Annotated in this window: 6 protein-coding genes and 1 pseudogene; 3 read left to right on the forward strand and 4 right to left on the reverse strand. The window is 74.6% G+C overall.

Annotated elements, in window-relative coordinates; all coding sequences use genetic code 11:
* Positions 1–257 precede the first annotated feature (257 nt).
* The 3 genes from ACFOVU_RS13745 to ACFOVU_RS13755 form a co-directional block, all read right to left on the reverse strand.
* On the reverse strand, positions 258–1,499 hold the full coding sequence (locus ACFOVU_RS13745) for a hypothetical protein (protein WP_378533536.1): 1,242 nt from the start codon (positions 1,497–1,499) through the stop codon (positions 258–260).
* A 97-nt stretch (positions 1,500–1,596) separates the two neighbouring features.
* Entirely contained in the window at positions 1,597–2,454 is an 858-nt protein-coding gene (locus ACFOVU_RS13750) for a putative protein N(5)-glutamine methyltransferase (RefSeq protein ID WP_378533538.1), read from the reverse strand.
* Positions 2,455–2,671: 217 nt separating this feature from the next.
* Entirely contained in the window at positions 2,672–3,289 is a 618-nt protein-coding gene (locus tag ACFOVU_RS13755) for a helix-turn-helix domain-containing protein (RefSeq protein WP_378533540.1), read from the reverse strand.
* On the opposite strand from ACFOVU_RS13755, the gene ACFOVU_RS13760 reads away from it, so the two are divergent.
* From ACFOVU_RS13760 to ACFOVU_RS13770, 3 genes are all read left to right on the forward strand, one after another.
* Positions 3,288–4,463: a nitroreductase family deazaflavin-dependent oxidoreductase gene (locus tag ACFOVU_RS13760; RefSeq protein ID WP_378533543.1), complete on the forward strand. Its 1,176-nt coding sequence runs from the start codon at positions 3,288–3,290 to the stop codon at positions 4,461–4,463. The two genes, ACFOVU_RS13755 and ACFOVU_RS13760, sit on opposite strands and share 2 nt — an antisense overlap.
* A gap of 396 nt (positions 4,464–4,859) precedes the next feature.
* Positions 4,860–6,092, forward strand: coding sequence for an aminotransferase-like domain-containing protein (locus tag ACFOVU_RS13765; protein WP_378533574.1), 1,233 nt, complete (start codon positions 4,860–4,862; stop codon positions 6,090–6,092).
* Between the two features lie 54 nt (positions 6,093–6,146).
* Positions 6,147–7,097, forward strand: a complete 951-nt coding sequence (locus ACFOVU_RS13770) for a D-alanine--D-alanine ligase family protein (RefSeq protein ID WP_378533545.1) — start codon at positions 6,147–6,149, stop codon at positions 7,095–7,097.
* Between the two features lie 68 nt (positions 7,098–7,165).
* Here ACFOVU_RS13770 and ACFOVU_RS13775 read toward each other — a convergent pair.
* Positions 7,166–7,470, reverse strand: a pseudogene (locus ACFOVU_RS13775) (TerC family protein); the annotation flags it as partial.

Raw genomic sequence — 7,470 nt, forward strand, 5'->3', positions numbered from 1 at the left:
TTCGCTGTGCTGTTCCCTGCTCATCCGCACATGATCACTATCGCGCCGGGGTGGCTCGGCATCGAGGAGCGCCACGGGGGGCGGGGGCCAAAGAATGGGCATGATCCGGCAAACAGGCAGGTCAGAGCGCTGATGAGGTGGTGTGCGTGTGGCTCGAATGCGGATATTAAAGATCTACGATGTCAAGGTGGCCGTTGTGTTCCGCCCTTGTCCGACAACGGGGGCCACAGGTCCCGACACAGACAACGGGGCCCGGCTCAGTCCATGAGAAGAGCCTCCGCGTCGCCCAGCAGGGCCCCGATGCGCTCCGGCCAGTCGGGGGAGCGCGAGGCGAACGGCGCGTGGGCGATCCGCAGCAGGGCCCCCGCTGTTGCGCGGGACAGGGCCGGGCGCACGGCCTCGACGAACCCGGGATCGGCCGCCGCGCGGTAGCCCTCCCACAGCGGGCCCAGCGCGGCCTCCGCTCCGCCGCCCGCTGTCGCGGCCCCCGCGGCGATCCGGGCCGCCGCCGCCGCGGCCAGGTCGGTCGCCGGATGCGCCGCCCGCGCACGCCCGGGATGCAGCAGCGCGACACCTCGTGCGGTGGCGACGTACCCGCCCGGTGCGCCGCCAACGGACAGGACAGCGGGGCCGTCCTCGGGGCCGGGCGCGCACGCCCGGGCCAGGCCGGCGGCCCGTTGCGCCGCCTTCGGGAGGAGCCGCCCGACCGCCTGCGCAGCCCGTTCCGCCCCGGCGGCCTCACCCCGGCCCGGTGCGGGGAGTTCACGCGGGGGAGGGACGGCGTGGACGCGGGCGAGGAGCTCCCCGATCCCGGCCAGGACATCGTCGCCGTCCCTCGCTGTGGCGAGGTCCCCCTCCAGCCATGCGGTGGAGACGACCCCGAAGCGGTTGACCCGGATCAGGTCGGGCACCGCGATGCCCGCTGCGGCCAAAGCGATGTGCGCGGCCACGTTGACACCGCCCGGACGGCAGCGCACGGCGGCCAGCGGCCGCCCCTCCGCGTCGTCGATCCGGCCCGTCCAGCGCTCCCCCTGCCGGAAGCGCAGGGTGTGCAGCGTGGCGGCCCCGGGCCCGCCGTAGGCCGCCGGGGAGCCGGCCACGCGCAGGATCGCCGACAGCGCCGGGTCGTGGGTCGGCGCCGTCACCGTCACGCCCGAGCCGGGGTCGGACAGCAGGCCCGGCCAGCCCGGCGGCGCCAGCCCGGCGGTCGCGTCCGGGGCGGGCCCCTCCGCCCCGCCCGTGTCCGCCGGGTTCTCCCTGGTCGCCGCCGGGGCCCGCAGCCCCAGCACGTGGCGGCCCGCCGGGTGATCGACGGTGAGCTCGGCGGTGGCGCCGGCCGCGAGCCGCACGCGGGCGGCGCGTACCGCGGCCGGGCGCGGCAGGCCATCGGGGAGCAGCCCCGCCACCAGCTCGTCCAAGGCGGCGGGGTCGAGCACGGCACCCAGCTCCGGGACATCGGGGCGTCGCCGGACCAGTTCGGCATCAGCGGGCTGGAGCAACGGATGACCTCCTCGGGGGACCGGGTCGATTCTCCCCGTGGCGCCCGCTCGCCGACAGCCCCCGGCCCGGGTACGACCGGCCGCGGTGGCGCCGGGGTCAGTCCGGTGACGCCCCGGGGCGGGTGGCGATGATGACCGTGGCCTGGTGGTCGTCAGAGGCGGCGGCCCGGGCCGTCAGGCCGCTCCGGTCGCAGGCGGCCACGGCCGCCGGCGCTTGGTCGTCGCCGGTCTCGACCAGCAGGTGGCCGCCGGGTGCGAGCCACTCCGGTGCCCGCGCGGCCACCCGCCGCAGGAGGTCGAGCCCGTCGGCCCCGCCGTCGAGCGCCGTGCGCGGCTCGTGGAGGCGGGCCTCGGGCGGCAGGAGGGCGACCGCGGCGGTGGGCACGTAGGGCACGTTGGCGATCAGGACGTCGACGCGGCCGCGCAGCGTGGAGGGCAGCGCGTCGTAGAGGTCGCCCTCGTATACCCGGCCGCCGAGGGGGACGACGTTGCGGCGGGCGCATCGTACGGCGGCGGGGTCGATGTCGGCGGCGTGCAGCTCTGCCCGGCCCAGTTCCGTGGCGACGGTGACGCCCACCGCGCCCGACCCGCAGCACAGGTCGACGACGGCGGGCGCGCCCGATCGGGAGGGGATGGGGCGGCCATCGGGGGCAGCCGCCCGGCGCGCCAGGGAGACGGCCTGCCGGGCGAGGAATTCGGTGCGGCGGCGGGGGACGAACACGCCGGGGTCGACGGCGATGCGCAGGCCGCAGAATTCGGCCCGGCCGATGACGTGTTCGAGCGGGCGCCCGGAGACGCGCTGGGCGACCATGGCCGCGAGCCGGGCAGGTGTCCGCGCGGCGGCGGCGAGCAGCCGCGCCTCGTCTTCGGCGAAGACGCAGCCGGCGTCGCGGAGGGCCGCGGCGATGGCGGATGGGGAGAGCGCGTGGGAGCGCGGTGAAGGTGAGACCGGCATGGGTGCCTTTCGGGGGTTCCGTCGGGCGCCCATCCGGCCACCTAGACCCGGTGGGTCGCGTGGCAGCGAGGTGGGAGCGCCCGGGTCGGTCGTGCGTGAACGGGTCTCACCTCCTCGGCCGGTGCTGCTGGGAACGCCCACGTTACCGGACGTCGGGCCGGTGCCCGGGTACGGCGTCCGGGGCGGCCCCGTTGTGGCGGCACGTTGGCCGGCGCGGTCAGGGGGTGCGCCGACGCGGCCGGGCCAGGCCCGCGGTGCGGGGGCGCATGATGAGGGCGGCGACCGCGTAGCGGGCCGGTGTGGTGCCCGGGTTGGCGTAGCCGTGGACGGTGTCGGGGGAGAAGTACAGCGAGTCGCCCGCGGCCAGGTCGACCACGCGCTCGCCCAGCGTCATCCGCAGGGTGCCCTCGTCGACCGCGATGAAGATGTGGGAGCCGGGTGCGTAGGCGGGGAACTCCCCGGCGTCGCAGCCCGGCGGGAGCTCCGTGCGCACCCACTCGAAGTTGACCCCGGGCACGACGGGGGTCAGGACGGTGCGCCGCCAGCCGCCGGGTTCGTCGACGGTGTCCTGGTCGGCGGCGCGGCGCACGATCACGGAGTCGTCGGGGTCTCGGGTGACCAGCCGGTCCAGGGGCACGCCCAGCCCGCCTGCGATGCGGTCGAGGACGACGATGGTGGCGGCCTTCTCGCCCCGTTCGACGGCGGAGAGCATGCCGACGCTGACGCCGCAGGTGTCGGCGAGGCCGCGCAGGCTCAGTCCGCGGCCGGTCCGCAGCCGCTGGATGTGGGCCCCGAGAGCGGGAAGATCGAACATGTTCTCTATAATATCGGTCATGTTCACTATAGAGGAAAATGGAGGAGGGTCCGGGGTGCCGCCCGACGAGACCGTGATCCGTGCGGCGTGCGAGGCCGACGTGGCCGCCGTCGCCCGGATCTATGCCCACTACGCAGTGCACACCTGCGTCACGTTCGAGGAGCCCGCCCCCGATGCGCGGGAGTGGGGGCGGCGCTTCGCGGCGGTGACGGGTGCCGGGCTGCCGTTCCTCGTCGCCGAATCCGGCGGTGAGACCGTGGGGTATGCGTACTGCTCGCCCTGGAAGGCACGGCCCGCCTACCGGTTCACGGTGGAGAACTCCATCTACCTGGCGCCCGGCGCGGCCGGCCGGGGCATCGGCTCGGCACTGCTGGGCGCGCTGCTCGACGCCGCCGAGGCGGCCGGCGTGCGCCAGATGATCGCCGTTGTCGCGACCGACGCCGCCGACGCCGGCCTGGGCGCGGCGTCGAGGCGGCTGCACCGTGCATGGGGCTTCGCCGACACCGGGCACCTGGCGCGGGTCGGCTTCAAGCACGGCCGCTGGCTCGATACCGTCCTGCTGCAACGGGCCGTCGGACCCGCCGCCGACCCGGCCCCGCCGGGCGCCGCGCCCGCGATCGCGCCCGCCGCGGGCGGACCCGGGCACGCCGTCCGCGGTGTCCCGGAGGGGGCCCGGCCCTTCCCGAGCCGCCCGGCCACCCATGGAGCCGCCATGACCTTCTCCGCGCCGCCGCGCACCCCGTTGGCCCGGGCCCTGTACCGGGCGCCGATCCTGGTCTACCGGGTCGGCCTCGGCGGGCTGCTCGGGGGGCGGTTCGTGCTGCTGACCCACATCGGGCGCACGAGCGGCCGTGCCCGCCAGGTGGTGCTGGAGGTCGCCGGGCGCACCGGCGACGGCGCCTACCTGGTCGCCTCCGGCTACGGTGCCCGCTCCCAGTGGTTCCGCAACGTGCTGCGGCGGCCGCGCGTGCGCTTCCAGGTGGGGTGGCGCCGGTTCGAGGGCACCGCGATCCCCTTGGAGCCGGGGGAGTCGGGGCGCCGCCTCGCCGAGTACGCGCCCCGCCGCCCGCGCTCGGCGCGGTCGCTGATGCGCGCCCTCGGCCACGGCGACGACCCCACCCGCGATGACTACCTGCGGCTGGGTGCCGACCGCGACCGCGGGGTCCCCATCGTGGAGCTGCGCCCCGACCGGTGAACCGGCGCGTGGGCCTCGCTGGACGGCCGCAGAGTTCACTTTTGTTCGCCATGGGCGAAATGCCCCCGGGCGTGCCGCGGAGGCGTTCTGCCCGCCTGCAACGGGGCGGCCTGCCCCCGGGGCGGTGCGGGAGCGTAGACTGATCGGAGATCATCGGGGCGCCCGTACCCGGGCGGCCGTCGCGCGCCATCCGCGCCGACACCCACCGCGCGTGCCGCTTTCACCCGCAGCCTGCGCACCGCGGCCGGCCGTTGCGGTCCACGGGGCGCCCTTCACTCATACCGACCGCGGAGGTGGATCGTGACCGCTGATCCCCGAGAACCCCACCGGCAGCCCTCGTCCCAGGGCTCGCGCATCGACCCCTACGTCGGCGCCTACGCCGCACGCGCACAGGGGATGGTGGCCTCGGAGGTCCGCGCACTGTTCGCCGTCGCCTCCCGCCCCGAAGTGGTGTCCCTGGCGGGTGGGATGCCCAACGTCAGCGCCCTGCCGCTGGAGCACATCGGCGAGATCGTCCAGCAGGTGATCGCCGAGCAGGGCGCCACCGCCCTCCAGTACGGTTCCGCGCAGGGCGACCCCGTCCTGCGCGAGCAGATCTGCGACGTCATGGCCCTGGAGGGCATCGACGCCGGCGCCGACGACGTCATCGTGACCGTCGGCTCCCAGCAGGCCCTCGACCTCGTCACCCGCGTCTTCGTCGACCCCGGCGACGTCGTGCTGTGCGAGGCGCCCACCTATGTCACCGCCATCAACACCTTCGCCGCCTTCCAGGCCGACATCCGCCACGTCGCCATGGACGGCGACGGCGTGATCCCCGAGGCCCTGGAGGAGACGCTCACCCGCTTGGCCGCAGCGGGCCGCCCGGTGAAGTTCTTCTACACCGTGCCCAACTTCCAGAACCCCGCCGGCGTCACCCTCTCCGCCGAGCGCCGCCGCCGGGTGCTGGAGATCTGCCGCGCCCACAACCTGCTCGTCCTGGAGGACAACCCCTACGGCCTGCTGCGCTATGAGGGCGAGGCCGTGCGGGCGCTGCGTGCGGACGCCCCCGACAACGTCATCTACCTGGGGTCGTTCTCCAAGACCCTGTCGCCGGGCTTCCGTATCGGCTGGGCGCTGGCGCCCTCGGCGGTGCGTGCGAAATTGGTCCTGGCCGCGGAGTCGGCCATGCTCAGCCACTCCTCGTTCAACCAGATGGTGGTGGGCCGCTACCTGTCCACTCATCCGTGGCGGGAGCAGATCAAGGACTTCAACGAGATGTATCGCGAGCGGCGCGACACCATGCTCGCCTCGCTGGAGGCGATGATGCCGGCGGGCACCACGTGGACCCGGCCCGAGGGCGGCTTCTTCGTGTGGGTCACCCTGCCCGAGGGGCTCGACGCCAAGGCCATGCTGCCCCGCGCCGTGGGCAAGCGCGTGGCCTACGTCCCCGGCACCGGGTTCTACGCCTCCGACGAGGGCCGCCGCAACATGCGGCTGTCCTTCTGCTACCCCTCCCCGGATCAGATCAGCGAGGGCATCCGGCGCCTGGTCGGCGTCATGAAGAGCGAGATCTCGCTGCGTGATACGTTCGGCACCGCATCGGCCCGGCCCCCGGCCGGAAACGATGCACCCTCCCCCGACCTCCCCTAACTCCCACCAGGGGCGTACCGCGTGACATCAGTAGGACAGAAAGAAGGCAGGACCGTGGCCGATCTCGATCGGGTGCTCGTACTCGCGGGCGGAATGTCCCCCGAACACGAGGTGAGTGTGCGATCGGGACGGCGCGTCGCCGAATCGCTGCGGCGGCTCGACGTCGAGGTGCAGATCGCCGACGTCGACGCCACCCTGCTGGCGCGGCTGGCCGACGACCCGCCGCAGGTGGTCTTCCCCGTCCTGCACGGCGCCTCGGGTGAGGACGGGGCGATCCGGGAGATCCTGGAGCTGAGCGGGGTCCCCTATGTGGGGGCGGTGCCCAGCGCCTGCCGGGTGGCCTTCGCCAAGCCCACCGCCAAGGCGCTGGTCGCCCGCAACGGTGTGGCGGTGCCGCGCGGGGTCACCCTGCCCAAGGCGGCGTTCCACGACCTGGGCGCGCCGGCGCTGCTGGAGCGCATCGGTGCCGCCCTGGGGTTCCCGCTGTTCATCAAGCCCGACCAGGGCGGGTCGGCGTTCGGGGCGACCGCGGTCGACTCCGCCGAGGAGCTGTCGGCGGCGCTGGTGGGCTGCTTCGCCTACGGCGACGCCGCGCTCATCGAGGAGCGGGTGATGGGCACCGAGATCACGGTGGGGGTGCTGGACCTGGGCGATGGCCCGTTCGCGCTGCCGCCGGTGGAGATCGTGCCCGACGGCGGGGTCTATGACTACGCCGCCCGCTACACCGCGGGCCGCACCGAGTTCTTCAGCCCGGCGCGGCTGCCGGCCGACGTGGTCGAGGCGGCCACCTCGGCGGCGCTGACCGCCCACCGGGTGCTGGGGCTGCGTGATTTCTCGCGCGCCGACCTCATCGTCGACGGCCGGGGCGAGGTGCGGTTCCTGGAGGTGCAGGTCGCTCCGGGCATGACCGAGACCTCGACGTTCCCGCTGGGGGTCGACGCCGCCGAGCTCGACTTCGCGGTGGTCTGCCGTGAACTGGCCCACCAGGCGCTGCTGCGCGGATAAGAGCGCGTGCTTCGGCCCGGCATCCCCCACGGGGGTGCCGGGCCGTTTTGGTGCGGGGCTCCTGGCGCTCAGAGCCTGACCCGTTCATCGAGGTCGTCGTCCCCGCCCCCGTGCCGCGGCGTGCCCGTTGCGCTGTCCCGCGCCTCTCGGCCGTGGTCGGATCCCGTCGCGTCGCCGGCCTCGGCCGCCGCCTCGGTGCCCCGCATCTCCTTGGGGGCGACGTGGCGGGTTTTGTACAGGCTGGCGATGGTGGTGATGGCGAGGGTGGCGACGATGACGACGAGGCTGAGGGTGGTGGGGATTTCGGGGACGGGCAGGGTGGTGGTCTCGTGGATGGCGTGGAGGATGAGTTTGACGCCGATGAAGCCGAGGA

The organism is Nocardiopsis sediminis, from assembly GCF_042650565.1.
GTDB lineage: Bacteria > Actinomycetota > Actinomycetes > Streptosporangiales > Streptosporangiaceae > Nocardiopsis_B > Nocardiopsis_B sediminis.

Bases quoted from the DNA above. Each gene is read 5' to 3' on its own strand.
- ACFOVU_RS13750 (WP_378533538.1), bottom strand. From the start codon at position 2,454: ATGCCGGTCTCACCTTCACCGCGCTCCCACGCGCTCTCCCCATCCGCC.
- ACFOVU_RS13760 (WP_378533543.1), top strand. From the start codon at position 3,288: ATGTTCACTATAGAGGAAAATGGAGGAGGGTCCGGGGTGCCGCCCGAC.
- ACFOVU_RS13755 (WP_378533540.1), bottom strand. From the start codon at position 3,289: ATGACCGATATTATAGAGAACATGTTCGATCTTCCCGCTCTCGGGGCC.
- ACFOVU_RS13765 (WP_378533574.1), top strand. From the start codon at position 4,860: ATGGTGGCCTCGGAGGTCCGCGCACTGTTCGCCGTCGCCTCCCGCCCC.